This is a genomic window from Marmoricola sp. RAF53 (assembly GCF_052114005.1).
Classification (GTDB): domain Bacteria; phylum Actinomycetota; class Actinomycetes; order Propionibacteriales; family Nocardioidaceae; genus Marmoricola.
This window is the reverse complement of record NZ_JBFRDX010000026.1, coordinates 1-22,560: the sequence shown is the minus strand read 5'-3', so window position 1 is coordinate 22,560 and position 22,560 is coordinate 1. Positions and strand designations below refer to the sequence as shown.

Sequence of the window (22,560 nt, the reverse complement as noted above, 5' to 3'; positions counted from 1 at the left end):
TCGCCGGATGAGCGCGAACCTCGTCACCAAGAACCTGTCCGGCGGGCACGCTCACCGCACTCTCTTCGAGGCCCTCGACCTGACCGTCGCGCCCGGCGACGTCGTGGGCGTGGTCGGCGCCAACGGTGCCGGCAAGACCACTCTGCTGCGGATCCTCGCCGGCGACCTGGCCCCGCTGGACGGCGTCGTCGCGACGGCGCCGAGCGACGCGTTCGTCGGCTGGCTCCCCCAGGAGCACGAGCGCGTCCCCGGCGAGACCGTCGGCCAGTACGTCGCCCGCCGAACCGGCGCCGCCGCCGCGACTGCCGCGATGGAGCAAGCGGCCCACGCGCTGGGCGCCGAGAGCCCCTCCCGGGCGGACGAGGACGCCTACGCGCACAGCCTCGACCACTGGCTGGCCAGTGGCGCCCCGGACCTCGACGAGCGACTCCCGCCGATGCTCGCCGACCTCGGTCTCGACGTGGGCCCGGACGCCCTGATGACCGCGCTGTCCGGCGGGCAGGCCGCGCGGGCGGCGCTGGCCGCGCTCCTGCTCAGCCGCTTCGACGTGGTGCTGCTCGACGAGCCCACCAACGACCTCGACCTCGCTGGGCTGGAACGGCTGGAGACGTTCGTGCGGGGTCTGCGTGCCGGGGTCGTGCTGGTCTCCCACGACCGCGAGTTCCTGTCCCGGGTCGTGACCCGGATCGTCGAGCTCGACCTGGCGCAGAACCAGGTGGCCGTGTACGACGGCGGCTACGACTCCTTCCTCGAGGAGCGTGCGGTCGCCCGCCGGCACGCCCGGGAGGCGTACGAGGAGTTCGCGGACAAGAAGGCGGACCTGGTCAGCCGGGCCCGCACCCAGCGGGAGTGGAGCTCCCAGGGCGTCCGGAACGCGATGAAGAAGTCACCCGACAACGACAAGATCCGCCGCAAGGCGCAGTCGGAGTCCTCGGAGAAGCAGGCCCAGAAGGTCCGCCAGATGGAGTCCCGGATCGCGCGCCTCGAGGAGGTCGAGGAGCCGCGCAAGGAGTGGGTGCTCCAGTTCACGATCGCCGGCGCCCCACGCTCCAGCTCGGTCGTCGCGACCCTGGACGCGGCCACGGCGAACCTCGGCGAGTTCACGTTCGGCCCGGCCTCGCTCCAGGTCAGCGCAGGCGACCGCATCGGCGTCACCGGCCCGAACGGCGCGGGCAAGACCACACTGCTGCGGCTCCTGCTCGGCCGGCTCGCCCCGTCGACCGGCAGGGCCAGCCTGGGCGCCTCCGTCGCGGTCGGCGAGATCGACCAGGCCCGGACCGGGCTGGCCGAGGACCTGCCCCTGGGCGACGCGTTCGAGGCCGCGGTGCCGCAGATGGCTCCCGCCGACGTGCGGACGCTGCTGGCGAAGTTCGGCCTCAAGGCCGACCAGGTCACCAGCCTCGTCGCCCGGCTCTCCCCGGGCGAGCGGACGCGTGCCGCGATGGCGCTGCTGCAGGCGCGCGGGGTCAACTTCCTCGCCCTCGACGAGCCGACCAACCACCTCGACCTGCCGGCGATCGAGCAGCTCGAGGAAGCCCTGGAGTCCTACGACGGCGCCCTGCTGCTCGTCTCCCACGACCGCCGGCTGCTGGACAACGTCCGGCTCGACCAGCGCTGGCAGGTCGAGGACGGCCGGGTCACCACCGTGCACGTGGGCTGAGCGGGCGCGGACCTACTTGCGCAGCAGGAACGACGCCTGCCAGGTCTTCCGGTTGCGCCCGGTCTCCGGGATCAGTCCCTGGCCGTCCAGGTAGGGGACGATCTTCTCGCCCATCCAGGCGATCGTCTCCCGGTAGTGCGGGTTCGAGAGCGCGGCGCGGCGGCCGGTCATCGGGTCGATGCCGACGGCCGCGTACACCTCAGGGTGGACCAGCGAGCGCATCGTGGCGTAGGCGATCTGCGCCGTCATCGTCTGGTGCCAGAGCCGCTCGCGCCGGGTCATCGACCGGGTCGCCTTCTCCAGCTCGTCGCGGGCGAAGCTGACGTGCCGGGCCTCCTCGAGCACGTGGATCCGGGCGACCATCCGGATCAGCGGCTGCAGCCGCTCGTCGTTCATCGCGTCGCGCTGCCAGCGGTCGACCGGCTCCTCGCCGATCAGGATGCCGGCGTACGCGCTGGCGCCGCGGAGCACGGCCGGACCGAGCTTCGCGATCGTGTGCAGCGGTTCCCGCGGCCCGTACGCCGGCACGCCGAACTGCCCGATCGCCCGGCCGAACATGGTCGAGTGCCGGCACTCGTCGGCGATCTCGGTGAGCAGGTAGTGGGTCCGCGGCGAGGTCGGGTCGCTGCGGTAGACGTCCTTGAGCAGCAGCTGCATGAGCACGATCTCGAACCAGAGGCCGACGCTCGCGATCGAGGCGACCTCGTGCTTGGAGAGCAGGATCCGCTGCTCCTCGGTGAGCCCGTCCCAGAGTTCGGTGCCGTAGAGCGACATCCGTTCGGGCTGCATCCACCACAGGCCGGGCACCTCGGGGGCGTCCCAGTCAAGGTCGACGTCGGGGTCGTAGGACTGGCGGGCGGACCCCTTGAGCAGCCGCTCGACGAGAGCGGTGTCCGGCGGGGGCAGCGTGGCGGTCATCGGAGCTCCTCGGCTTGGTGTTACTCCCAGTAACATCTAATCCGCTACTGTGGTCCACATGGCATCGCGAGTCAAGGACCCCACCCCCGAACCGGCATTGGGGCAGAAGGACGGCGACGGGCGCAGCACCCGCTGGGACGACCACCGGGAGGCACGGCGCGCCGAGCTGGTCGCCGCCGCGGTCGACGCGATCGACCGGCACGGGCCGGCGGCGTCGATCGCCGAGATCGCCGCCTCCGCGGGCGTCAGCAAGCCCGTCCTCTACCGCTACTTCGGCGACAAGGACGACCTCTACCGCGCGGTCGGGCAGTGGGGCGCCGAGCAGGTCGTCGACCGGCTGCTGCCCGTGCTGCTCACCAAGGAGACGATCCGGGAGAAGGTCTACCGCGGCTGCGCGGAGTACCTGGCCTTCCTCGACGAGCACCCGCAGGTCTTCCTGCTCCTCGTGGAGCACCGGTCCAGCGACGACCCGCTGGCCGACGGCAAGGAGCAGATCGCGGCCACCTTCGCCAAGCTCATGGGCGACACCCTGCGCCGCCTCGGCGTCGACGCCGGTGGCGCGGAGCCGTGGGCGCACGGCGTGATCGGGATGGGGCTGTCGGTCGGCGAGTGGTACCTGCGCCGCGACGTGATGAGCCGGCAGGCCACCGCCGACTACCTGGCCTCCTTCATCTGGCACGCGTTCAGCGGCTTCGCCGCGGACAACGGCGTCGTCGTCGACGGCGTCGACGAGCTCCGGCTGGTGCAGTCCGAGAAGCCGGCCCGGACCCGGAAGAAGGAAGCCTGATGGAGACCGCGCACGAGCAGCAGGAGGAGTACGCCGGCGCCGCCGAGATCGCGGCCGAGAGTGGCCCGCTCCCGGTCGAGGTGACCCTGCGCGGGCACTTCGAACCGCTGGACGGCCGGTTCCACTGGTACGGCCGGATCGCCGCCGACGAGGCCCTCGACCAGGCCCACCGCTCCGGCTCGACGGTCACGCTCCGGACGCCGTACGGCGAGGCCGCGGGCCGCCTCTCCGACAAGGACCCGTGGGGCCGCTTCCGGATCGCCGGTCTCGGCACGCCTCCGTTCTAGACCCTGCGCCCGTTCTAGACTTCGGCCCATGCCCTGCGACTACTGCGGCCAGCCGTTCGACCCGATCAGCACCCGCTGGCTGTGCCCGCACTGTCACATGAAGGCGAACTGCTGCGACGGCGCGCCGCTGGCCGAGCGCGTCTGCGAGATTCCCGCGACCTGAGTCAGAGGTTGCCGCGCAGGTCCTGCTCGCGCTCGATCGCCTCGAAGAGCGCCTTGAAGTTGCCCTTGCCGAACCCGAGCGAGCCGTGCCGCTCGATGAGCTCGAAGAAGACCGTCGGACGGTCGCCGAGCGGCTTGGTGAAGATCTGCAGCAGGTAGCCGTCCTCGTCGCGGTCGACCAGGATCTTCCGTTGCTGCAGCTCCTCGATCGGCACCCGGACGTTGCCGATCCGGGCCCGCAGCTCCGGGTCCTCGTAGTAGGAGTCCGGGGTGTCGAGGAACTCCACGCCGTTGTCGCGCAGCGCGTCGACGGTCGCGAGGATGTCGTTCGTGGCGACCGCGAGGTGCTGGGCGCCCGCGCCGCGGTAGAACTCCAGGTACTCGTCGATCTGGCTCTTCTTCTTCGCGATCGCCGGCTCGTTCAGCGGGAACTTCACCCGGTGGTTGCCGTTGGCGACGACCTTGCTCATCAACGCCGAGTAGTCGGTCGCGATGTCGTCGCCGATGAACTCGGCCATGTTGGTGAAGCCCATCACCCGGTTGTAGAAGTCGACCCACTCGTCCATGTGGCCGAGCTCGACGTTGCCGACGATGTGGTCGAGCGCCTGGAAGAGCCGCTTCGGCTGCCCCGGCTTGCGGACGATCGACGAGGACCGCGGCTGGTAGCCCGGCAGGTACGGGCCGGCGTAGGTCACGCCGTCGACCGTGCGCTGCACGAGCGTGTGCCGGGTCTCCCCGTACGTCGCGATGGCGGCCACCCGGACGGTCCCGTGCTCGTCGGTCTCGTCGTGCGGCTCGACCAGCACCGTGGCGCCCGCGGACCGGGCCTGCGCGATGCAGCGGTCGACATCGGGCACCTCGAGCGCGATGTCGACGACGCCGTCGCCGTGCCGCCGGTGGTGGTCGGCCAGCGCGCTCTCCGGGTCGACCGCGCCCGTGACGACGAACCGGATCGAGCCGGAGCGCAGCACGAACGCCTTGTGGTCGCGGTTGCCGTTCTCCGGGCCGGAGTACGCCTCGAGCTGCATCCCCCACGCGGACTGGTAGTAGTGCGCGGTCTGGGTCGCGTTGCCGACCACGAAGACGATCGCGTCCCAGCCGGTGACCGGGAAGACGTCCTGCTCGGCGTCGTACTCGACCAGGCCGACGAGCTGCTTGAGCTGCTCCAGGGTGAGGTCCGCCCGGAGCTCGTCGACGGTCAGGGATCCGGAGTCAGTGGTCGTCACAGCCATGCGCCCAGGGTCGTCGCTTCAGGCATCCTGTGCAACACTTCAGGAATCAAGTGAGCAGATTGCACAGTACGGGGGCTCCGCGTGGACACGCTCGACGTCAACCTGATCGAACTCTTCACCTCCGAGCCGCGGATCGGCGCCCTGGAGGCGTCCCGCCGGCTCGGCATCGCCCGCGGCACCGTGACCGCCCGGCTCGAGCGGCTCGAGCGCACCGGCGTCATCACCGGCTGGGGGCCGCACCTCGACCCGGCCGCCCTCGGCCACCCGGTCACCGCGTTCCTGACCCTGGAGATCCGCCAGGGCGCCGGGCACGACACCGTCGGCGAGCACCTCGCCGCGATCCCCGAAGTCCTCGAGGCGTGCACGATCACCGGGCCCGGCGACATGTGGTGCCGCGTGGTCGCACGCAGCAACGCGGACCTGCAGACAGTGATCGACCGGACGCTCGCGCACCCCGGGATCGTCCGCTCCTCCACCGTGATCGCGCTCGCCACCCAGGTGCCGCACCGGACCGCGCCGCTGCTGCGCTCGGTCGTCGACCAGGACTGATCCCTAGGACGACTTCTTCGCCGCCCACTCCCGGAGGCGGTCGATCCGCGCCTGCAGCTGCTCGCTGGTGGCCACCGCGGCCGCCGGCCCGCCGCACTCCTTGCGCAGCGCCGCGTGGGTCACCCCGTGCGGCTGGCCGGTGCGGTGGTTCCACGCCGCGACCAGGCCGTTGAGCTCGCGGCGCAGGATGCCGAGCCGCTCGTGCGCGGCCACGTCGGGATCCTCGCGGGGCGCGACCACGTCCACCTCCGCGGCGGCCCGGGAGGCGGCGCTGGCCTGCCGCTCCCGGCGCTGCTTCTGCCGGTTCTGCAGCAGGCTGCGCACCTGGTCGGGCTCCAGCAGGCCGGGGATGCCGAGGAAGTCCATCTCCTCCTCCGACCCGACGTGCACCTCGCCGGCGTGGCCGAACTCGGCGCCGTCGTACAGGACGTGGGCGAAGGTGGCGCTGGAGCCGAGCGCCTCGAACGGCACCGCCTCCAGCTCCGCCGAGGCCGCCTCCCCCGCCTGGGCGCGCTGCATCATCGCGTCCTCGGCGGCGAAGATGTCGCCCTCGTCGGTGATCTTGCGGCCGAGGACGTGGTCGCGCTCGACCTCCATCTCGGAGGCGAAGCCGAGCAGCGACGGGCTCGACGGCAGGAAGATCGAGGCGGTCTCGCCGCGGCCGCGCGAGCGCACGAAACGGCCGATCGCCTGGGCGAAGAACAGCGGGGTGCCGGTGTTGGTGGCGTAGACGCCGACGGCCAGCCGCGGGACGTCGACGCCCTCGGAGACCATCCGCACCGCGACCATCCAGCGCGAGGTGTCGCCGGCGAACTTCTCGATCTTCTTCGACGCCGCCTTCTCGTCGGAGAGGACCACCGTCGGCTTCTCGCCCGCGATGGTGGCGAGCACCGCGGCGTACGCGCGGGCCGAGTCCTGGTCGCTGGCGATGACCAGCCCGCCTGCGTCGGGGACGTTCTTGCGGACCTCGGAGAGCCGCTTGTCGGCCGCCTCCAGGACCGAGGAGATCCACGAGCCGCCCGGGTCGAGCGCGGTCCGGAGCGCCTGCGCGGCCATGTCCTTGGTCAACGGCTCGCCGAGCCGTGCGGTGACCTCGTCACCGGCCCGGGTGCGCCACTGCAGGTCGCCGCCGTAGGCCCAGAAGAGCACCGGCCGGACGACGTGGTCGCGCAGCGCGTGGCCGTAGCCGTAGCCGTAGTCGGCGCGCGACCGCGGGATCCCGTCACCGCCGGGTTCGTAGGTGACGAACGGGATCGGGTTGATGTCGGAGCGGAACGGCGTCCCGGTGAGCGCCAGCCGCCGCCGGGCCGGCTCGAAGGCCTCCCGGACCGCGTCGCCCCAGGAGAGCGCGTCGCCGGCGTGGTGGATCTCGTCGAGGATGACCAGCGTCTTGAACCGCTCGGTGCGGATCCGCATCGCCAGCGGGTTGGCCGCGACGCCGGCGTACGTCACCGCGATGCCGACGAAGTCGCCGCTGGTCCTGCCCTTGCCGCCCGAGTACGCCGGGTCGATCGGGATGCCGACCTTCGCGGCGGCCTGCGCCCACTGGGTCTTCAGGTGCTCGGTCGGCGCGACCACCGTGATCCGGTCGACCACCCGGCGGGCGAGGAGCTCGGCGGCGATGGTGAGGGCGAAGGTGGTCTTGCCGGCGCCCGGCGTCGCGACCGCGAGGAAGTCCTGCGGGTCGGTGGTGAAGTACTGACCGATCGCCTCGGCCTGCCACGCACGCAGGCTCGTCGCGGTGCCCCAGGCGGCACGCGCCGGGTAGGCCGGCGAGAGCTTGTCGAGCGGCGCCGGCGGCTCAGGGGAGGTCATCGAGGCGGATCAGGACCGGTAGAGCGCGAATTCGGCGTCCATCCGGCTGGCCTGGCCCTCGGTGAACATCCGCATGCACTGGTCGAGCGAGTAGTCCATGAAGTTGTACGCCGGGTCGACCTTGGTGGCGAGCTCGGTCGGGTCGCAGACGTGCCCGACGTCGGCGCAGCGGTAGTTGGGCGCCTTCTCCGCGGGGGTGTCCGCGACGGCGTCGTTGATCTCGCTGCAGCCACCCTCGAAGGTGTGGAACAGGCCCATCCAGTGGCCGACCTCGTGGATGACGGTGTCGCCCAGGTTGTAGCCGTTCGCACGACCGCCGGTGAGGCCGTCGACATTCACCGTCACGCTGTCGAGCTTCGGGTTCAGCCGGTACTGCCACGGGAAGCGCGAGTAGCCGAGCAGCGGCAGGCCGTCGGCCCGGGCTCCGCTCAGGTACAGGTTCAGCGAGCGCGACCCGCCGCGGTGCATCTTGGTCTTCATCTGCCGGTCGGCCTTGCTGAACAGCGACGCGTGGTACCACTTGTCGTTCTTCACGAAGTTGATCTTCTTGATCGTGAAGCTGTAGCGCGTCCGGGCCGCACCGGCGGCCTGGGTGCCGGCGAAACCGCCGCGCAGGATCGCCAGGGTCCGGCGGACCTTGGTGACGTTGACGGTCCGCTCCTTGCGGTGACTGCCCTGGATCACGTGCACGTAGACCGGGATCACCACCCGTGAGGCGAGCGCGGCGACCTCGGTGCGCGCGGAGCGGTTCAGGGTCCGCTGGGAGGTGCCCAGCTGGGCCTGGGTCGCGGTCCGCTCAGCGGAGCTCAGGTCGAGGGTGTCCGTGCTGCGACGCCAGCCCGACGTCGGGACTGCCGTGCGTGCGGCGGACGTCGTCGCGGCGCACGGAACTGTGGCGCTGCTCGCGGGACGGGCGACGGCCTGGGCGGCCCCGGTCCCCAGGACCGACAGGCTCAGGAGCGCGACTGCGGCCGCCCCGACGCCTGCGAACCTGGCCATCGAGGTCGTGGTTGCGGCCCTCACTCGTCGTCGCCCTCCTTCATGTTCTCCCAGATGTCCTTGCAGTCCGGGCAGACCGGAAAGCGCTGCGGGTCCCGGCTCGGCACCCAGACCTTGCCGCAGAGCGCGATCACGGGAGTCCCGTTGACCATCGCCTCCATGAGCTTGTCCTTGGGGACGTAGTGCGAGAAGCGCTCGTGGTCCCCCTCCTCGAGGTTGACGCGCTCCTCGATGACGAGGTCGTCCTCGAGGACGCTCGTCCCGAGTCCCGGGTTCTGCGGCGAAGTCACCGGGGCATCCTACCGGCTGTCCGGTAAATCCCTTCAGTTCAACCCGGGCTCGACCGGCATCGTCGCCATCATCGCCAGCACGCCGCCCTGACGGCGGAGCACCTCGGCCCACAGGTCGCTCGGGTCGACCCGGAACGGGTCCTCGGGCTCGGCCGCGACGACGTACCAGGCGCCCTCGGCGATCTCGTCCTCCAGCTGACCCGCCGACCAGCCGGCGTACCCGGCGAAGATCCGCAGCGCGGAGACCGCCTCGGCCATGAGCTCGATCGGGGCGTCCAGGTCGACCAGGCCGGTGCTGCCGAACACCCGGCGCCAGCCGAGGGGCTCACCGTCCTCGCTGTCGGTCCCGGCGACCGACGCGACGCCGAGGGCGCTGTCGGTCTCGACCGGGCCGCCCTGGAACAGGACCCCGGGACCGTCGACGACGCTGTCCCAGCCGGCCAGGACCTCGGCGACCTCCAGGGAGGTGGGGCGGTTCAGCACGACGCCGAGGGCGCCGTCGTCCCCGGCGTCCAGCAGGAGCACGATCGTCCGCGCGAAGTTCGGGTCGGCGAGCGTCGGCGAAGCGACGAGCAGCCGTCCGGGCGCGGGATCCATGCCGTCCATGGTGTCACCCGCCGACCGCCGGAGGGAAACAGCGATCCCCGGGCCAAGGGAGGGCGGCCCGGGGATCATTTCTGTGGGAGGTGGATCAGGCGGCGAGAACCGCCTTGATCCGGTCGACGAGGGAGGGAGTAACCACATCGTCGATGTTCTGGGAGGCCGGCTGACCGACCGCGGCGCGGCCCTTCAGCTCGACCTGCTCGCCGGCACGGGCCGACGAGGCGCTCTCGTCGCTGGACAGCCCGGCGGCGGCCGCGAGCTTGAGCCACTCCTTGGTGCGGGCGCGCTGGAGGGCGTCGGCCATCTGGGCGTCGGTGGGGGTCTCGGTATAGCGGTCGATGATCATCCGGATGCCAGGGGCCTCGACGCTCGTCTTGGCCCAGGCACGGGCGATCGCGTCCTGCAGGTCCATCGGCTGGGTCATCAGCTCGCGCTCGATGTTGCCCGACAGGCGGGCGTGCCACTTGAGGTGCAGTGCGCCGACGAGGTCCAGCTCGCCGTGGAAGGTCTCGGAGACACCCGGTACGTCGAGCGGCAGGACGCCGTCGCGCCGCAGGTCCGCGGTGTCGATAACGGTCTGGAGGATCTCTCCGCGGTGATGGAAAGCGTTCCAGGTCATGGTCCACATCCTTTCTCATTCACATACCGTTGGTACGTACTGAGAGTATGCAGCCGACCGGGGGTAGGCAACTCAGAAGCCGCGTTTCCGGCGGTGACCTCAACCACATCAGCGCGGCGGACAGGCCATAGACTGCGCCCGTGGCCAGCCGATCTCACGCCGAGAAGCTGCGCTCGACGCTCCCCAAGGTGCCCAAGGTGCCCGGGGTCTCACGCCGGGCGCAGTACTCCGCGACCACCAAGAAGGCGCTCGTCGACGTCGCGACGCGCCTCTTCACCGAGCAGGGCTACGCCGCCACCAGCCTCGACGCGATCGTCGCCGGAGCCCGGGTCACCAAGGGCGCGCTCTACCACCACTTCAGCGGCAAGCAGGCCGTCTTCGAGGCCGTCTTCGAGCGGATCGAGAACGACGCCTCGGCCCACATCCGCAAGGCGCTCAAGCGCTCCAAGGACCCGTGGGACAAGGCACTGATCGGGCTGCGCGCCTTCCTGGAGATCGTCCAGGACCCCGCCTACCAGCGAGTCGTCATCCAGGAAGGCCCCGCCGTCCTGGGCTACGAGCGCTTCCGCGAGCAGGAGGAGCGCTCGAGCTTCGGCCTGGTCCAGGAGATGGTCAAGCTCGTCCTCGAGGGCTCGGCCTACGACCTCAGCGACGAGATGCTCGAGACCTTCAGCCGGATCTTCTTCGGCGCCATGTCCGCGGCCGGCGAGAGCGTCAGCACGGCCACCGACACCAAGATCGCCGTGGCCCAGGTCGAGACCGCGATGGCGTTCATCCTCGCCGGCCTCCGCTCCCTGGCCGAGAGCGGCGTCGAGCTGCCCGACCCGGAGGACCTGCTCCCCGACGAGGAGGAGTAGCCCCCGGGCCTCGGCTCACGGGGCGAACGACAGGTGCCCGCCCGCGACGTCCTTCGGGAGCAGCTCGATCCAGGTGTGCCCGGCCGGGACCTTGAGCGAGCCGGCCGCCGTCGACAGCTCCAGCGGGCTCTCCCGCTTCGGCTTGGTCCAGGTGCCGCGCACGGCCTGACCGTTGTGGAAGAGGACGAAGTTGCCGGTGCCGAAGAACAGCGTCTCCGGGACCGGGTTGCCGGCCGGGTCGCGGTAGCCGGCGTCACCCTCGCGGACCCGGAGCACGAGCACCGAGTCGGCCCGGAACTGGTCGTTCCTGCCGGCGTGGGTGTTGGTGTTGAGGTACTTCTTCGTCTGCGGGTTGAACGCGAACTTCGTGGTGGTCGCCGGGCTGAACTTCGCGGAGATCGTCGTCGCCGGCGCCACGCCCGCGAAGTCGCTGTCCTGGCCCCACGGCAGGTAGCTCGCCGGGACGACCGGCTGACCCTTCAGGCTCTTGGCCAGCTCGGGCAGGTGCATGAACAGGTTGTACGGCGCGTGCCGCGAGTGGTCCCGGACCATCCCCGGGGCGCCCTCGGTGAAGTACTTGACCTTGGCGGCGTTCAGGCGGCCGTAGGTCGGCGGGGCGGCACCGCTGGCCACCAGGACGGCGTGCGTCGGCTTCACGACGCCGATGTCCGAGGCGCGCATCGAGCGGACCGGGCCCGCGGTCTGCGGGAGCTGCGAGTAGAAGAGGGTCGCCAGGCGGGTGATGCCGCCCTCGACCAGCTCCTCGACGACCATGTCCGCCTTGCCGAGGCCGACCTGCGGCTCACTGGCGTAGGTGTTGTCGATCTTGACGATCATCACCGGGTGGTCCGGCGTCTGCTCCGGGGCCGGCAGGCCGGTCAGCGGCCAGACCGCGGCGAGCTCGGTGCCACCCTGGGTCGGCTGCGAGACGGGCTCGTCACCACTGCCGCCGGAGTCCTTGGTCGAGCCGCAGCCGGCGGCCACGAGACCGGCGACGAGGGCGAGCGCTACCGCAGCGGAGAGGCGGTAGCGGGACGTGCGACGAGCAGTGCTGCGAGAATTCATGCGGCAAGCATGCAGGAGGGGTCCTAGCGTTTCCGGCAGGACCCCTCCGTGTTGCGTGACCTGTCTCACACCAAACTGGTCCATTCGGACCATTCGGGATGAACCGAGCGGGTCAGATCTTCGCGCCGCCGTCGACGTACAGCGTCTGGCCGGTGATGTACGACGCCTCGTCGCTGCAGAGGAACGCCGCGGCGGCCGCGATGTCCTCCGGGAAGCCGACGCGCTTGACCGGGTTGGCCTCGGCGTTCAGCTTGCGGAACTCGTCGACGTCCATCTTCAGCCGGCGGGCGGTGTCGTCGGTCATCTCGGTGGCGATGAAGCCCGGGGCGATCGCGTTCACGTTCACGCCGAACGGGCCGAGCTCGAGCGCGAGGGTCCGGGTGAACCCCTGCACGCCGGCCTTGGCGGCCGAGTAGTTCGCCTGGCCGCGGTTGCCGAGCGCGGAGATGCTCGAGAGGTTGAGGATCTTGCCGTACTTCTGCTCGACGAAGACCTTCTGCGCGGCCTTGCTCATCAGGAACGCGCCCTTGAGGTGCACGTTCATGACCGAGTCCCAGTCGTCCTCGGTGAGCTTGAAGAGCAGGTTGTCGCGGGTGATGCCCGCGTTGTTGATCACGACGTGCAGGCCACCGAGCTCGTCGAGCACCCGGGCCACGCCGGCCTCGACGGACGCCGCGTCGGTCACGTTGACGCCGACGCCGATCGCCTTCGCCGCACCCCCGAGGCCGGCGGCGGTCTCCGCGGCCTGCTCCTCGTTGATGTCGAAGATCGCCACCGCGGCGCCCTCGTCGGCGAAACGCTTGGCGGTGCCCGCGCCGATCCCGCGCGCGGCACCGGTGATGATCGCGACGCGTCCGTCGTAACGACCCATGACTGCTCCTTGATCGAATCCGTGGTGAGCGGCTCCGGGGGCGGAGCGCACGGGTCACTCTAGGCCGTGCGGGAGCCCGCTCCGGAGGTGGTCCGGGCGGCCGGACCACGCAACGCGCGGGGGCACGCCTTAGGCTGCACCCCGTGGGTAAGGCCAACTTCATGTTCGGGGGCGCGTGCGCCGTCGCGCTCGCGATCTCGACGTGGCTGATCTCCTCGATCCACGACCTGCCGATCCGCGACCCCGACGGCGTCGTGGTGCCCGCCTACGTGCAGATCCCGATGATCCTCGGCGTGGCCTGGCTGCTCGACGTGGTCCCCCGCGCGGTCGGGCGGAGTCTCGGCGAGTGGCGCCGGCTGCCGGCGCACTTCGCCGAGGTCGTGCACGAGCGCTGGAACCGGCGGCACACCGTGTTCGCGCTCAGCGGCCTGGCGACCTGGTACGTCTGCTACGCGGCGTTCCGGAACCTGAAGAGCTACGTGCCGTTCGTCAACGACCGGATCTGGGACGACACCCTGCTCCGGATCGACCACGCGCTCTGGCTCGGGCACGACCCGGCGAACGTCCTGCACGCGATCTTCGGCACCACGCTCGCCGCGGAGTTCTTCTCCTTCATCTACGTCTCCTGGATCGTGCTGGTCCCGGTGTCGATCGCGATCGCGCTGGTCTTCACCCGGCACCCCGCGGCCGGCTCCTGGTACGTCACCGCGATCTCGCTGTGCTGGGGCCTGGGCGCCATCGGCTACTACCTGCTGCCGACCCTCGGGCCGGCGTACAGCCGTCCGGGCGACTTCAGCGACCTGCGGCGCACCTACACCACCCAGCTGGTCGAGAACCTCGCCCACGACCGCGGCCTGGTCGTCCCGCCCGGCCTGCCCGGCGGGGCCACCGGCGGCGACCCGCACGGTACCCACGCACTGCAGACCATCGCCGCGTTCCCGTCGCTGCACGTCGGGATCATGGTCACGATCTGCCTCTTCCTCACCCTGGTCGGCGCGGCCCGCTGGATGCGGATCGTCGCCTGGGTCTACCTCGGCCTCACCATCCTGGCCACCATCTACTTCGGCTGGCACTTCTCGCTGGACGCCCTCGGCGGCTTCGTCCTCGGCGGTCTGGCGGTCTGGCTCGCGGCGCTCGGGACGGGCAACCACGTCAACGGCAGGCCCAAGCTCGTCGACCGCGGCACCTACGAGCACGCCACGGAGCCGACCGACCACGACGATCAGCCGAGCGCGGCCCTCAACCGGCCGGCGTAGTCGTCGGCCTCGGCCTCGTCGGCGTACTTCGTCCGCGGCCAGAAGAACCCGCGCAGGCCGTCCCCCTTGGTCCTCGGGACGACGTGGCAGTGCAGGTGCGGGACCGACTGCGAGACGGTGTTGTTCATCGCGACGAAGGAGCCCTGGGCGCCGAGCCCGTCGACCATCGCGGACGCCAGCCTCTGCGCCTGCGCCAGGAAGCCGTCGCGCAACCCGGCCGGCAGGTCCGGCAGGGTCACCACGTGCTCCCGCGGGACCAGCAGCACGTGCCCCTTGAAGACCGGGCGCACGTCGAGGAAGCCGACGAAGTCGTCGTCGGCCAGCACCACGGTCGCGGGCTGCTCCCCCGCCGCGATCGCGCAGAAGAGGCAGTCGCGCATGCGTGCGAGGTTAGTGGAGGCTCCTCCGGAACGTCGCTGATCTCCAGCTCCGTCGTCGTGGATGCACCTTGCGTGAAGCGCGCTCAGGCCGTCGGCCGTCTTCCCCAGGCGAGCGCGACGTGGACGACCAGGCCGGCGACCAGTGCCCAGAAGGCGGCGCCGATGCCGCCCAGGGTCACCCCGCTGGCAGCGACGACGAACGTGACCACGGCCGCCTCCCGGCCGGTCGGCGAGGAGGTCGCGCCGGAGAGCGCGGCCGCGAGGGTGCCGAGCAGCGCCAGCCCGGCCGCCGTCTCCACCAGGCCGTCGGGAGCCCCGGCGACGAAGCCCGCGAGCCCCGTCGAGGCGGCCGCCAGCAGGACGTAGGTCCAGCCCGCGGTGTGGGCCGCGATCCAGCGCCGCTCGGGACGCGGGTCCGCCTCCGGCGACGCCACCATCGCGGCGGTGATCGCGGCGAGGTTGATCGCGTGCCCGCCGGCCGTCGCCCCCGCGAGCGTCCCCAGCCCCGTCACCGTCATCGACTCCCGCCACGGCACCCGGTAGCCGAACGTCGCCAGCACGGCGACGCCGGGGACGTTCTGCGAGGCCATCGTGACCACGTAGAGCGGCACCGCCAGCCCGACCACGGCCTGCCAGCTCAGGTGCGGCGCGGTGAACACCACCTCGGGCAGCAGCCGCGGGGCCGGCGCCGGGTGCGCGACCAGGTACGCCGCGATCACCACGAGCGTGGTCACGAAGGCGCCGGGGACCGCCAGCTTCGGCGAGAACCGGAGCAGGACCAGCCAGACGACGAGGATCGGCGCCACCAGCCCGGGCCGGTCCACCAGCGCCCGGACCGGCTCGAGGCAGATCGCCAGCAGGACGCCGGCCAGCATCGCCTGCGCGATCTCCCCCGGGATCGCGGCGATCAGGTCGCCGAGCCGCGGCCAGAGCGCGGTCAGCAGGATCAGCAGGCCGACCACCAGGAAGGCACCGACGGCAGCGGGCCAGCCGCCGTCGACAGCCCCGGTGCTGGCCAGCAGCGCGGCCCCCGGGGTCGACCAGGCGAGTACCAGCGGGATCCGGTGCCGCCAGGTGAGCCAGAGGATGCCGAGCGCCTGGGTCAGGCAGAGGGCGAGCAGGCCGGAGCCGGCCTCGGCCGGCGTCGCCCCGACCGCGCGCAGGCCCGCCAGCACGACGGCGAACGAGCTCGCGAACCCGACGAGCGCGGCCATCACCCCGGCCGTGACGGGATGGAGCAGCCGGTCCTCGATGGTCTCCACGTCGTGCCGCTCCATGGGCCGACACGATAACGACGTCGACTGCTCGGCAGATCCCGACACCGGTCGGCTGTCCGGCCCTACCCTGGAGGGACCTCATTCCTAGGAGTTCGCATGCCCAGCTGGATCTGGACCGTCGTGGTCCTCGTGGTGATGCTCGGCCTGGCCCTGGCCGCACTGCAGTGGTCGGGCCTCGCCCGCCGTCGGAAGGCCCACGGCGAGTTCGCGAACCACAACGACGACTACGCCGAGGGCCTCATGAACCAGCACCGGATCCAGGGCGGCTTCGGCCCGCACTGAGCCGACGCGGTCAGGCGTCCAGCGCCCGCAGCCGGGCCAGCGACGTCGCCAGGTCGCCCTTGATCGTCCGCGCGGCGATCGTGCTCATCGGCCCCTTGAGGGCAGGGTGCCGGAAGTCCACGTCGAAGGCGAGGTCGGTGGACGCCCCCGCCGCGGTCAGGCTGAAGGTCATCGTGACGCCGGTGCCGCCGACGCCTGCGCCGACCAGGCTGACGTGGTGCGGCGGATCGAATTCGCCGACGGTGAAGGTGACCCGGTTGCGGATCCCCTTGGCCTTCACGACCGCGCTGACCTCGGTGCCGCTGGCCAGCTCGGCGGGCAGCTCGCTGCGCCAGCCGTCGAGCAGGGTCAGCCACTCGCCGTACCGGGAGAGGTCGGAGACAAGCACCCAGGCGCGCTCGATCGGGACCGGCACGGACTCGGTGAGGTGCACCTGAGGCATGGCCGGAGGCTAGCAGCGGGGCTTAGGGTCGGTGGCGATGAGAAACGTGTCGGAGGCCGAGCTCGCCTCGATCCTCGGCGCCCTCGGCGAGTGGCACACCGGGCAGGACGGCGAGCCGCTACGGGTCGTCGTCTCCGGCAACGCCGCCCGCCCGGAGGTGGCGCTCGGCATCCTCGACGAGCAGGTGGCGAGCTACCGGCTGTTCGTGCTGAACGCGCACCCGCCGATCCCGGCCCGCGACGGCGTCGTCCACGAGACCGCCTTCGTCGGGCCGGCCATGCGGCACAGCGAGTCGCTGTCCTACGTGCCGGCCCGGCTCTCGCTGGTGCCGCACCTGTTCGCGACCACGTTGCCGCCCGATGTGGTCATCGTGCACACCACGCCCGCCGCACCCGACGGCCGGTTGTCGCTCGGCATCGAGGTCAACATCCTTCCGGGCGCCATCGAGGCGTGCCGGGCCCGCGGAGGTGTCGTGATCGCGCAGGCGGATCCGGCGATGCCGTACACGTTCGGCGACGCCGTCCTCGACCCGGACCTGGTCGACTACGTGCTGGAGGCGGGGTCCGGACTCGGCGGTCCCCCGCCCCGGCCGGCGGCGGACGAGCTGTCCGGCGCGATCGCGGACGCCGCGGCCGCCCGGGTCCTCGACGGCGCCACCCTGCAGACCGGGATCGGCGCCATCCCGGACGCGGTGCTGGCCAGGCTGGGATCCCACCGGCAGCTGCGGGTCTGGTCGGAGATGTTCTCCGACGGAGTCCTCGACCTGGCCGAGCACGGGTGCCTCGACGAGAACGAGCCCGTGATCGCCTCGTTCGTGCTCGGCTCGCCGGCGGTGTACTCCTGGGTCGACCGCAACCCGGCGGTGCGCCTGATGCGCACCGAGCTGGTGAACTCCCCCGCCCGGATCGCGCTGAACCCGCGGATGGTGTCGATCAACACCGCGCTGCAGGTGGACCTGTTCGGGCAGGCGAACGCGTCCAGGATCGGCGCCCGGATCTACTCCGGGTTCGGCGGCCAGACCGACTTCATCGTCGGAGCCCTGCACGCTCCCGAAGGGCAGGCGCTGATGACGCTCGCCTCCTGGCACCCGAAGGCGGACGTCTCCACCATCGTCGACCGGCTCAGCGCACCCGTCACCAGCTTCCAGCACACCGCGGTGATCACCGAGAACGGAGTCGCCGAGATGTACGGGCGCGACGAACGCACCCAGGCGAGCAACCTGATCGAGCGAGCCGCACACCCCCGGGTCCGGGAAGCGCTCTGGGAGGCCGCGGCCGCGTTCGGCCTGCGGTGACTCCGGCTCTCAGGACGCGACCACCTGCGTTCCCGCGGCTCCGCCGACGATCTCGTGGATCGCGGTGAGCGCGCCGATGGCGGCCCGCCCGCCGGTGGCCTCGACGAACCGGCAGGCCGCCTCGACCTTCGGGCCCATCGACCCGGCGGGGAACGCGCCGGCGCGGAGCTCGGCCGCGGTGACCCGCTCGATCAGCCGCTGTCGCGGCGTCCCCCAGTCGGCGTACACGCCGTCGACGTCGGTGGCCATCACCAGGAGGTCCGCGTCGACCTCCCGGGCGAGCAGGCCGCTGGCGAGGTCCTTGTCGATGACGGCCTCGACGCCGACCAGCGTCCTCTCGTCGGGTTCGGTGAACATCGTCGGGATCCCGCCGCCGCCCGCGCAGATCAGCACCACTCCCTGCTCCAGGAGCCACCGGATCGGCCGGATCTCGAAGATCCGCCGCGGTTCCGGCGACGGCACCACCCGCCGCCAGGCGTTCCCGTCCGGCTTGAACGCCCACTCCCGCTCGGCCCGGAGCCGGTCGGCCTCGCGCTCGGTGTAGACGGGACCGACGAACTTCGTCGGGTCGGCGAACGCCGGGTCGCCGGGATCCACCTCGACCATGGTCAGGATCGTCGCCAGCGGCACGTCGAGCGGCATCACGTTGCCGAGCTCCTGCTCGAGGACGTAACCGATCATGCCCTCGGACTGGGCTCCCAGCATGTCGAGCGGGTACGGCGCCACCTCGGTGTACGCCGCGGCCTGCAGCGCCAGCAGCCCCACCTGGGGCCCGTTGCCGTGGCTGAGGACGAGCTGGTGCTCCGCCGCGACCGTGGCCAGCGCCGGCGCCGCCGACCGGACGTTGGCCCGCTGCGCCTCCGCGGTCATCGGCTCGCCCCGGCGCAGCAGCGCATTGCCTCCGAGAGCGACGACGACGCGCATCAGGCCTCCTCCGGGACGGATCTCCAGGAGGCTACGGGCCCGGCGACCGTGCCCGGCTCACCCTCGGCGGGTGAAAGCGGTGCGCGTCCCGTGCCACGGTGACGAGCACGAAGGCAGCGCCGAGCGCACCACCGAGGAGCACGGCCGCGAGCAGCGCGTGGTCGAGGAGGTGCAGCGGGCTCCGGCTGCTCGCGAACCGGAGCCAGAGGTACGCGACGGGGAGACCGGCCAGCGGCGCGAGGCGGCCGACCGATGTCCAGGCCAGGGACATCAGGCCCACGCCGCACCAGGTGACCACGACCGGTTCGACCGACGACCAGGCCAGCGCCCCGACGAGGGCGGGCGTGCAGGCGACCAGCTGGGTGGCGGCGTACCGCGCTGCCGCGATCCTCCAGCCGGCCCGAGTCGCCGTACGGGTCTGCCCTTCCCAACGGTCGGCGGCGGTGGCGGACAGCAGCAGGACTGCCACCACCGGGATCAGCACCGCGGTCGAGATCGGGAGCGGGATCGTCGGCACCTGGGCGCTGTCGTCCCAGGTCAGCGCCGCCAGGAGTCCGAGGCCCACGGCGATCGGCAGGGACAGGCTCAGTCCCCAGGCACGCACGACGACGAGGCAGGTCCTCACGGGCTGAACGGCAGCCGGAGGTTCGTCAGGTCGCACGCGCGCAGCTGGGCGTAGGTCCGCGCGACCCAGCGCTGCTGCTCCTCCGCCGGCGTGGAGAACCAACGCCCCTCCGGCGAGGCGGGATCGACCGCGATGCCAGGGAGCCGGTTCCGCACGGCGATCCAGTCGGCCAGGACGGCACGGACCTGCAGGGCCTGCTCGGGCGGGCGCTCGGCGGAGAAGGCCGGGCAGCCGCGTGGCGTCGCGAGTGCGAGGACCGCCGACCCGGTCGACACGGTCGAGGACACCGGCTCGCTCCCCACCAGGATGACGACGCCGTCCCGGTCCGGCACGCGCCCGGGGAGGTCCTGGACGAAGCGTTCCGGGAGCGTCGCGCCGGCCGCGGTGATCGGGCCGGAGAACTTCCCGAGCTTCGCCACCAGGTCGCCGAGCGGACGGGTCGTGTCGCGGGAGGTGCAGACCTGCGGTGCCGACCCCCGGCAGGCGAGCCGCGGGCCCCCCGGCTCGGCCTCGTACCGCGTGTACCCGTGGCTCCAGAGCTGGGTCATGCCGAGCGCGGCGAGCGTCGTTGCTGCGGCAACCGGCAGGACGTGGCGCACCGCCGAGGTGGCGGTCGCAGGACGGATCAGGACCGTGAGCAGCGCGACGCCGATCGCGGCGAGGACCGCCGCCTGGAGGTAGAGCGTCGGCAGCACGAACCGCTCCCCTGCCAGGGGTCCGGTGACGCCGCCGGTGCGGAACAGCCCCGGGAGAATGCCGTCGACGGAGACCACCGCCAGCAGGAAGCTGGTCACCGCCGCGAGCGGAACGGCGATCCAGTCGCGGACGTAGGTCCCGAACACGGCTCCGAGGACCACCTCGCAGCCGAGCGCCGCGACAGGCTGGACGAGCATGGCCAGCGAGCCCGGCGAGGCGAGAGCGCCGGTGGCCGAGGCGATCGTGGTCGCCGCCAGCACGCACAGCAGCAGGCCTGCGAGTGCGACGGCGAGGACGCAGCCCACCGGGCTCAGCCAGCCTCGAAGGCCGCGTTCGACACCGGCGAGCTGCCGGGGCCATTGCGCTCCGGTCATCCGGGCGTAGGTCCAGGCGGCGATCGCGGCAGCGCCGGGCCCCACGAGCAGGACCACGCCGGTCGCCTGGTCCAGCGCCATCTTCCACGAGCCGGACCACGGCGGACCGGCCACCAGGACGACGGCGCCGAGGAACGTCAGGAATCCGAGAGCAGCGAGAGCGCCCGGCGCTCCGCGCAGCCACACCGCACCGGACCTCACGAGGCCTCCCGGTGACGGGAGACCACCCGCAGGAAGGCCGTCTCCGCCGACCTCTCGGGTCCGCCGAAGGTCTCCCGGAAGACGCTCATCGGTCCGTCGTGCACCACGCGACCGGCATCGATCACGACGATGCGCGACGCCAGCGCCTCGAGGTCCTCCATCACGTGGCTGCTGAGCACGATCGTGCGGCCGCCGGGCTGCGCGGCCAGGTCGTGCAGCAGCGTCCGCACGCCGGCGCGCTGCTCGGGGTCCAGGCCGGTGGTCGGCTCGTCGAGGAGCAGAACGTCCGGGTCGGCCAGGAGCGCCTGCGCGAGCGCGACGCGGCGCCTCATCCCCCCGGACAACGCCGCGAACCGCTCGTCGGCGCGGGCGACGAGGTCCACGGCCGACAGACACGCCTCGACACGTTCCGAGGCGACGTCCCCGCCGAGCCCGCGAAGCCAGGCGCAGTAGGCGAGAACATCACGAACCCGCAGCTCCGCGGGAACCCGGAAGTCCTGGGGCATGAGCGCGATCCCCCGGAGCAGTCGGCGCCGGCTGCGGGACGATGCGTAGAGATCGGCGCCGTCCACGGACACCCTCCCGGTCGTCGGACAAAGCGCTCCCGCGCCCACCTGCAGCAGGGTGGTCTTCCCGGCGCCGTTGACGCCGACGAGCCCGGTCACCTCAGGGCCGAACGAGAGGTCGATCGCAGACAGGGCCGTGTTCGAGGGCCGGTAGACGTGGCCGAGGCCGATGCAGCTCAACATCGCGGGTCCTACCTCCCGTGGCTGCGTGCCGCTGCTCGGCACTGCTGTCACCGGTAGGACGTGGGCCCGACCTCAGGGATTACGCGAGTTGGCAACGCCGGGATTCAGACCCCGCACCAGCGGAGGATCTGGTCGGCGCTGCAACGGCCGTTGGTCCGCTGCATCAGCCGCAGGGCCCACCGGGCCTGGACCTCGTCGAACGACGGCGGGAGCACCAGGAGCCTGATGTTCGTGTTGCGCAGCGTGTCGATCAGCAGGGTGTGGGTCGGCATCGTCGTGGAGGCCGCGAGGCGGACGAAGCTGCCCGCTCGGGTGGCTCGGCACGAGCCGTTCTCGGTGTCGTCCCAATCGCTGGCGGCGTAGGTGATCCGGTGCATCAGGCCGTGGACGCCGACGAGGACCTCGTTGAGGTCGACCAGCTCGCTGCTGAGCTGGCGCGTCCGCGGCCACCAGACGCCGTGCATGCCGGTGTCGGGCGGATCGAGCATGCCGAGCCGGGCCGACGAACCACCCGATCTGAACCTGTTGCTGAGGCGTACGGTCGTCATCGGGACTCGCCCTCTCCGGCACCGGATCGACGACAATCATTGGATCGCAACGCCCAAGTCCCTGCTCAGACGGTACACCTCGGTCCGGCGCGCCCTCAGACGAAATCGCCGGTCCGGCTGTCGATGCCGTACGCTGGTCTTGTTGAAGGGACGACTACGCGTCGTTCTGGCCGGGCAGGATGTCCCGGCTTGTGTATCTCGTACTCCTGGTCTTCGGTTCGCGCTGGACATCATCAGCACAGGTAGATGTCTTCAGCAGCTCGGGTGCACAGTGCGCCCAGTACCGAACAAAGGGTAAAGATCATGGCTCAGGGCACCGTCAAGTGGTTCAACGCTGACAAGGGCTTCGGCTTCATCGCGCAGGATGGCGGCGGCGACGACGTCTTCGTGCACTTCTCCGCGATCCAGGGCAACGGCTTCAAGTCGCTCGACGAGAACCAGAAGGTCGAGTTCGACCTGACCACGGGCCCGAAGGGCCCGCAGGCCGAGAACGTCCGCGTCTCCTGATTTCTCGCGAAGGGCCCCGACCGTGAACACGGTCGGGGCCCTTCGTGCTTTCCGGGCTGTCAGGTGGGTGTCAGGAACCTGCCGTCACGCTCTGCTTCCATGAGTGCTCCCACGACGACGACCCGTGTTCCTGACGCGCGGACGATGCTGAACAAGGTCCCCGAAGTCACCGTCTACTTCTGGTTGATCAAGATCCTGTGCACCACGGTCGGCGAGACCGCGGCCGACTACCTCAACGACACCCTCGGCCTCGGCCTGACGAAGACCTCGATCTTCATGGGAGCGCTGCTG

General features: G+C 71.4%; 27 protein-coding genes and 1 pseudogene. 11 read left to right on the top strand and 17 right to left on the bottom strand.

What is annotated here, in order from left to right; translation table 11 throughout:
* The first annotated feature begins 7 nt into the window (after positions 1–7).
* On the top strand, positions 8–1,660 hold the full coding sequence (locus AB4Y76_RS18235) for an ABC-F family ATP-binding cassette domain-containing protein (RefSeq protein WP_441927868.1): 1,653 nt from the start codon (positions 8–10) through the stop codon (positions 1,658–1,660).
* A gap of 12 nt (positions 1,661–1,672) precedes the next feature.
* Here the strand turns inward: AB4Y76_RS18235 and AB4Y76_RS18230 are convergent, their stop codons facing one another.
* Positions 1,673–2,578 (bottom strand): AurF N-oxygenase family protein, encoded by a 906-nt coding sequence (locus AB4Y76_RS18230; protein WP_441927866.1) that lies wholly within the window; start codon positions 2,576–2,578, stop codon positions 1,673–1,675.
* A 58-nt stretch (positions 2,579–2,636) separates the two neighbouring features.
* On the opposite strand from AB4Y76_RS18230, the gene AB4Y76_RS18225 reads away from it, so the two are divergent.
* Genes AB4Y76_RS18225 through AB4Y76_RS18215 form a run of 3 tightly spaced genes read left to right on the top strand, consistent with a single transcriptional unit; the run spans position 2,637 to position 3,815 of the window.
* Positions 2,637–3,365, top strand: a complete 729-nt coding sequence (locus AB4Y76_RS18225; RefSeq protein WP_441927864.1) for a TetR/AcrR family transcriptional regulator — start codon at positions 2,637–2,639, stop codon at positions 3,363–3,365.
* Complete coding sequence (locus AB4Y76_RS18220) at positions 3,365–3,652, top strand: DUF4873 domain-containing protein (protein WP_441927862.1); 288 nt, start codon at positions 3,365–3,367, stop codon at positions 3,650–3,652. Before AB4Y76_RS18225 ends, AB4Y76_RS18220 begins: the two co-directional genes overlap by 1 nt.
* Before the next feature lie 28 nt (positions 3,653–3,680).
* A complete protein-coding gene (locus tag AB4Y76_RS18215) occupies positions 3,681–3,815 on the top strand; it encodes a hypothetical protein (RefSeq protein WP_441927860.1) in 135 nt (44 codons plus the stop codon).
* A 1-nt stretch (position 3,816) separates the two neighbouring features.
* Here the strand turns inward: AB4Y76_RS18215 and hppD are convergent, their stop codons facing one another.
* Positions 3,817–5,046 carry a 4-hydroxyphenylpyruvate dioxygenase gene (gene hppD, locus AB4Y76_RS18210; RefSeq protein WP_441927858.1) on the bottom strand — a complete coding sequence of 410 codons (1,230 nt, stop codon included), beginning with the start codon at positions 5,044–5,046 and terminating at the stop codon, positions 3,817–3,819.
* An 81-nt stretch (positions 5,047–5,127) separates the two neighbouring features.
* Here hppD and AB4Y76_RS18205 point away from each other — a divergent pair, with 81 nt between their 5' ends.
* Positions 5,128–5,595, top strand: a complete 468-nt coding sequence (locus tag AB4Y76_RS18205; RefSeq protein ID WP_441927856.1) for an Lrp/AsnC family transcriptional regulator — start codon at positions 5,128–5,130, stop codon at positions 5,593–5,595.
* A 3-nt stretch (positions 5,596–5,598) separates the two neighbouring features.
* Here AB4Y76_RS18205 and AB4Y76_RS18200 read toward each other — a convergent pair whose 3' ends face one another.
* The 5 genes from AB4Y76_RS18200 to AB4Y76_RS18180 all read right to left on the bottom strand — a co-directional run bounded on the left by AB4Y76_RS18200 (position 5,599) and on the right by AB4Y76_RS18180 (position 9,921).
* Positions 5,599–7,410 carry a DEAD/DEAH box helicase gene (locus AB4Y76_RS18200; protein WP_441927854.1) on the bottom strand — a complete coding sequence of 604 codons (1,812 nt, stop codon included), beginning with the start codon at positions 7,408–7,410 and terminating at the stop codon, positions 5,599–5,601.
* 9 nt (positions 7,411–7,419) lie between these two features.
* On the bottom strand, positions 7,420–8,409 hold the full coding sequence (locus tag AB4Y76_RS18195; RefSeq protein ID WP_441927852.1) for a zinc metalloprotease: 990 nt from the start codon (positions 8,407–8,409) through the stop codon (positions 7,420–7,422).
* A 20-nt stretch (positions 8,410–8,429) separates the two neighbouring features.
* Positions 8,430–8,642, bottom strand: a complete 213-nt coding sequence (locus AB4Y76_RS18190; protein ID WP_441927960.1) for a DUF3039 domain-containing protein — start codon at positions 8,640–8,642, stop codon at positions 8,430–8,432.
* A 90-nt stretch (positions 8,643–8,732) separates the two neighbouring features.
* Positions 8,733–9,296 carry a YqgE/AlgH family protein gene (locus AB4Y76_RS18185; RefSeq protein WP_441927851.1) on the bottom strand — a complete coding sequence of 188 codons (564 nt, stop codon included), beginning with the start codon at positions 9,294–9,296 and terminating at the stop codon, positions 8,733–8,735.
* A gap of 94 nt (positions 9,297–9,390) precedes the next feature.
* Entirely contained in the window at positions 9,391–9,921 is a 531-nt protein-coding gene (locus AB4Y76_RS18180) for a hypothetical protein (protein ID WP_441927849.1), read from the bottom strand.
* 140 nt (positions 9,922–10,061) lie between these two features.
* Here AB4Y76_RS18180 and AB4Y76_RS18175 point away from each other — a divergent pair, with 140 nt between their 5' ends.
* Entirely contained in the window at positions 10,062–10,778 is a 717-nt protein-coding gene (locus tag AB4Y76_RS18175; protein ID WP_441927847.1) for a TetR/AcrR family transcriptional regulator, read from the top strand.
* 15 nt (positions 10,779–10,793) lie between these two features.
* Here AB4Y76_RS18175 and AB4Y76_RS18170 read toward each other — a convergent pair whose 3' ends face one another.
* Both AB4Y76_RS18170 and AB4Y76_RS18165 read right to left on the bottom strand, forming a co-directional pair.
* Positions 10,794–11,843 (bottom strand): DUF3048 domain-containing protein, encoded by a 1,050-nt coding sequence (locus tag AB4Y76_RS18170; protein ID WP_441927845.1) that lies wholly within the window; start codon positions 11,841–11,843, stop codon positions 10,794–10,796.
* 112 nt (positions 11,844–11,955) lie between these two features.
* Complete coding sequence (locus AB4Y76_RS18165) at positions 11,956–12,714, bottom strand: glucose 1-dehydrogenase (RefSeq protein ID WP_441927843.1); 759 nt, start codon at positions 12,712–12,714, stop codon at positions 11,956–11,958.
* Positions 12,715–12,857: 143 nt separating this feature from the next.
* Between AB4Y76_RS18165 and AB4Y76_RS18160 the strand changes: the two genes are divergently transcribed.
* Positions 12,858–13,970, top strand: coding sequence for a phosphatase PAP2 family protein (locus AB4Y76_RS18160; RefSeq protein ID WP_441927841.1), 1,113 nt, complete (start codon positions 12,858–12,860; stop codon positions 13,968–13,970).
* Here AB4Y76_RS18160 and AB4Y76_RS18155 read toward each other — a convergent pair.
* Positions 13,937–14,350 (bottom strand): HIT family protein, encoded by a 414-nt coding sequence (locus AB4Y76_RS18155; RefSeq protein WP_441927839.1) that lies wholly within the window; start codon positions 14,348–14,350, stop codon positions 13,937–13,939. The two genes, AB4Y76_RS18160 and AB4Y76_RS18155, sit on opposite strands and share 34 nt — an antisense overlap.
* A gap of 83 nt (positions 14,351–14,433) precedes the next feature.
* Positions 14,434–15,627 carry a benzoate/H(+) symporter BenE family transporter gene (locus AB4Y76_RS18150; protein WP_441927837.1) on the bottom strand — a complete coding sequence of 398 codons (1,194 nt, stop codon included), beginning with the start codon at positions 15,625–15,627 and terminating at the stop codon, positions 14,434–14,436.
* A 96-nt stretch (positions 15,628–15,723) separates the two neighbouring features.
* Here AB4Y76_RS18150 and AB4Y76_RS18145 point away from each other — a divergent pair, with 96 nt between their 5' ends.
* Positions 15,724–15,909 (top strand): hypothetical protein, encoded by a 186-nt coding sequence (locus AB4Y76_RS18145; RefSeq protein ID WP_441927835.1) that lies wholly within the window; start codon positions 15,724–15,726, stop codon positions 15,907–15,909.
* A 10-nt stretch (positions 15,910–15,919) separates the two neighbouring features.
* Here AB4Y76_RS18145 and AB4Y76_RS18140 read toward each other — a convergent pair whose 3' ends face one another.
* Positions 15,920–16,351, bottom strand: a complete 432-nt coding sequence (locus tag AB4Y76_RS18140) for a type II toxin-antitoxin system Rv0910 family toxin (protein WP_441927833.1) — start codon at positions 16,349–16,351, stop codon at positions 15,920–15,922.
* 37 nt (positions 16,352–16,388) lie between these two features.
* Here AB4Y76_RS18140 and AB4Y76_RS18135 point away from each other — a divergent pair, with 37 nt between their 5' ends.
* Complete coding sequence (locus AB4Y76_RS18135; protein WP_441927831.1) at positions 16,389–17,645, top strand: acetyl-CoA hydrolase/transferase family protein; 1,257 nt, start codon at positions 16,389–16,391, stop codon at positions 17,643–17,645.
* A 9-nt stretch (positions 17,646–17,654) separates the two neighbouring features.
* Here AB4Y76_RS18135 and arcC read toward each other — a convergent pair whose 3' ends face one another.
* The 5 genes from arcC to AB4Y76_RS18110 all read right to left on the bottom strand — a co-directional run bounded on the left by arcC (position 17,655) and on the right by AB4Y76_RS18110 (position 21,762).
* Positions 17,655–18,569 carry a carbamate kinase gene (arcC, locus tag AB4Y76_RS18130; RefSeq protein ID WP_441927829.1) on the bottom strand — a complete coding sequence of 305 codons (915 nt, stop codon included), beginning with the start codon at positions 18,567–18,569 and terminating at the stop codon, positions 17,655–17,657.
* 31 nt (positions 18,570–18,600) lie between these two features.
* Positions 18,601–19,194, bottom strand: a complete 594-nt coding sequence (locus AB4Y76_RS18125) for a hypothetical protein (RefSeq protein WP_441927827.1) — start codon at positions 19,192–19,194, stop codon at positions 18,601–18,603.
* On the bottom strand, positions 19,191–20,450 hold the full coding sequence (locus AB4Y76_RS18120; RefSeq protein WP_441927825.1) for a hypothetical protein: 1,260 nt from the start codon (positions 20,448–20,450) through the stop codon (positions 19,191–19,193). Before AB4Y76_RS18120 ends, AB4Y76_RS18125 begins: the two co-directional genes overlap by 4 nt.
* An 11-nt stretch (positions 20,451–20,461) precedes the next feature.
* Positions 20,462–21,214 carry an ABC transporter ATP-binding protein gene (locus AB4Y76_RS18115; RefSeq protein ID WP_441927823.1) on the bottom strand — a complete coding sequence of 251 codons (753 nt, stop codon included), beginning with the start codon at positions 21,212–21,214 and terminating at the stop codon, positions 20,462–20,464.
* 104 nt (positions 21,215–21,318) lie between these two features.
* A complete protein-coding gene (locus AB4Y76_RS18110) occupies positions 21,319–21,762 on the bottom strand; it encodes a DUF5994 family protein (RefSeq protein WP_441927821.1) in 444 nt (147 codons plus the stop codon).
* 303 nt (positions 21,763–22,065) lie between these two features.
* Here AB4Y76_RS18110 and AB4Y76_RS18105 point away from each other — a divergent pair, with 303 nt between their 5' ends.
* Both AB4Y76_RS18105 and AB4Y76_RS18100 read left to right on the top strand, forming a co-directional pair.
* Positions 22,066–22,269: a cold-shock protein gene (locus AB4Y76_RS18105; RefSeq protein ID WP_441927819.1), complete on the top strand. Its 204-nt coding sequence runs from the start codon at positions 22,066–22,068 to the stop codon at positions 22,267–22,269.
* A gap of 99 nt (positions 22,270–22,368) precedes the next feature.
* Positions 22,369–22,560 (top strand): annotated as a pseudogene (locus AB4Y76_RS18100) (hypothetical protein); the annotation flags it as partial.